Origin of the sequence: Mesorhizobium sp. M4A.F.Ca.ET.022.05.2.1 (genome assembly GCF_003998845.1) — a bacterium.
GTDB lineage: Bacteria > Pseudomonadota > Alphaproteobacteria > Rhizobiales > Rhizobiaceae > Mesorhizobium.
The window spans coordinates 1-2,298 of record NZ_RZOJ01000625.1; the positions used below are offsets into that span (position 1 = coordinate 1).

Below are 2,298 nucleotides of genomic sequence, written 5' to 3' on the forward strand. Positions count from 1 at the left end.
GTCGAACAGGATGGCGCCGACCGGCGAAAACGTCGCCAGATCATATTTGTAGGGCGCGTAGTTGCCGTGCCATGCGACCACGTCGAGCGGCGAATGGCCGATCTCTGTGACATGGAAGGAGCCGCACCATTTGACGATCAGCCGGCACTGCGTCTCCTTCTCCTCGAACCAGGCGCAGGGCGACTTGAAGTCGCGCGGATTGGCGAGGCAATTGGCGCCGATCGGCCCGCGGTCGGGCATGGTCAGCTTGGCGCCGTAGTTCTCGCAGACATAGCCGCGCACCTCGGCATCGGCGAGCTCGACCTTGAAGACGAGGCCGCGCGGCAGCACGGCGATCTCGCCGGGCCTGAGCTCGATGACGCCCATCTCGGTGACGAAGCGCAAGGCGCCGACCTGCGGCACGACAAGCATCTCGGCGTCGGCGTTGAAGAAATGATCGTCGGTCATCGAGCGGTTGGCGACATAGACATGCGCCGCCATGCCGGACTGCCCGAGCACGTCGCCGGCGGTGGTGATGGTGCGCATGCCCTCGATGAAGTCGGTCGGCTCCTTCGGCATCGGCACCGGGTTCCAGCGATACTGGCCGAGCGCCAGTTCGTGGTCGCCGAGATTGGGTGCGGTCTTCCAGAGCGGATAGAGGGTGGACTTGAAGCGCCCGGTGTGGCGGACGCTCGGCCGGATCCGATAGAGCCAGGAGCGCTCGTTGGTGCCGCGCGGCGCGGTGAAAGGCGAGCCCGAAAGCTGCTCGGCATAGAGCCCGTAGGCCGGCCGCTGCGGCGAGTTTCGCCCCTGCGGCAGCGAGCCGGGCAGCGTCTCAGTCTCGAAATCGTTGCCGAAGCCCGGCATGTAGGAAAAGCCCATCCGATCCTCCCTGATCACCGTCTTAGCCTCGCATAGCGCGGCCTGCCGGCGATGTTGACCAAACTGGTTTCATTTGTAACCATCGAAAATGTAACTATCAACGGCTGACGCGACAGTGGTGCGCCTATGGAACCGGAAATCCTCGAGTTGGAAAACTTCCTGCCCTACCGGCTCTATCGGCTGGCCGACGCGGTCAGCCGCGAATTCTCGAAAATCTACCGGGATCGCCATGACCTGACCCGGCCGGAATGGCGCACGCTTTCGGGCCTCGGCCAGCACGGCACGATGACGGCGACGGCGCTCGGCGAGCAGTCGGCCATGCACAAGACCAAGGTCTCGCGCGCGGTGGCGGAGTTGGAGCGGCGGCGCTGGCTGACGCGCACGCCCGACGAGAAAGACCGCCGCGTCGAGCATCTGGCGCTGACCAAGGCGGGGCTTGCCGCCTATCGCGAGATGGTGCCGCTGGCGAAGGCGTTTGAGAGGGAGTTGCTGGGGAAACTCGGAGCGGAAGAGCGAGGAGCGATTGTGAAGGGCGTAGCGGAGCTCGAAACTTGTTTGGGACCAGACAAAGTTGGTGCTAATCACGTTGGGCTAAAGGGCTGAAATCAGGAGCATATGGATGGCTTGGCTTCCAAAGAGATTTCTCGCCGGAGGGCCGCCCGGATCCGGTAACTCCAACAACCTCTATCGAAAATCGGTCTACACCAAAGAGCTCGGCGAGCCCGATCAACTCTTTCCAAGCAAAGGGCCTGACGATGTTGAGGTTCTTGCGTTTCGTAGAGACTTCTCGCTCATTGATCCCGCCGGCAACGGCTTTGTACTCCTAACCAACGGTATGAGCGACCGGCGCATGGCTACCCCGTCAACGGCAGGCGAGAACATTGAGCGGCGAGCCGAACTGATGTGGTATGTTCGCGAGCCTGACTCAAACATCATCAGCAATCTCAAATGGCTGGCGGAGTATCCCTTTATCGACAATACATGGTTGGGCTTTGGTCACCGCATTGAAATGCCTTGGTCGCCCGTCTCGGGCACGGATTTCAGAATTTTCATGTTTTTGACCCCTGTCATTGCACCCGATAAACGCATTGCAGAAGCGCTGACCATTGACCACGATGACGTCACCATCCTTTGCGCCCATTTGATCTCCGCTGCCGAGTATGAATTCATCAAGACGGTCGGGTTGGACCCATTCTTGGACATGCTCGACGAGCGTCATTATCCCACCGTTTTAGACCCCAAACGGACGTCCTATGTCTAGCGGCAGGTGCCTGCGGCGCTTTGCTTTCGCTTTCGCCCCGGTAGCGCTCACCAGTCCATCACAACCTTACCCGAATTGCCGCTCCGCATCGCATCGAACCCGACCTGAAAATCGTCGATGCCGATGCGGTGGGTGATCAGGCCCGAGACGTCTAGCGGCCCCTGCACCAGGGCGAT

At 61.1% G+C, this 2,298-nt stretch carries 3 protein-coding genes and 1 pseudogene; 2 read left to right on the forward strand and 2 right to left on the reverse strand.

Translation table 11 applies throughout. The features are described from left to right. A partial coding sequence (locus EN745_RS33740; protein WP_127423240.1) for a homogentisate 1,2-dioxygenase occupies nt 1-861 on the reverse strand: 861 nt, incomplete at its 3' end. A gap of 126 nt (nt 862-987) precedes the next feature. On the opposite strand from EN745_RS33740, the gene EN745_RS33745 reads away from it, so the two are divergent. Both EN745_RS33745 and EN745_RS33750 read left to right on the forward strand, forming a co-directional pair. Beyond that, nucleotides 988-1,464: a MarR family transcriptional regulator gene (locus EN745_RS33745; protein ID WP_126055050.1), complete on the forward strand. Its 477-nt coding sequence runs from the start codon at nt 988-990 to the stop codon at nt 1,462-1,464. A gap of 16 nt (nt 1,465-1,480) precedes the next feature. Next, nucleotides 1,481-2,122, forward strand: a complete 642-nt coding sequence (locus tag EN745_RS33750; protein WP_126055051.1) for a suppressor of fused domain protein — start codon at nt 1,481-1,483, stop codon at nt 2,120-2,122. A gap of 47 nt (nt 2,123-2,169) precedes the next feature. On the opposite strand, the pseudogene tdh reads toward EN745_RS33750, so the two are convergent. Beyond that, nucleotides 2,170-2,298, reverse strand: a pseudogene (gene tdh, locus EN745_RS33755) (L-threonine 3-dehydrogenase); the annotation flags it as partial.

Excerpts from the sequence above, each read along its gene's own strand:
- EN745_RS33745 (WP_126055050.1), top strand. The coding sequence starts at position 988 with ATGGAACCGGAAATCCTCGAGTTGGAAAACTTCCTGCCCTACCGGCTC.
- EN745_RS33750 (WP_126055051.1), top strand. The coding sequence starts at position 1,481 with ATGGCTTGGCTTCCAAAGAGATTTCTCGCCGGAGGGCCGCCCGGATCC.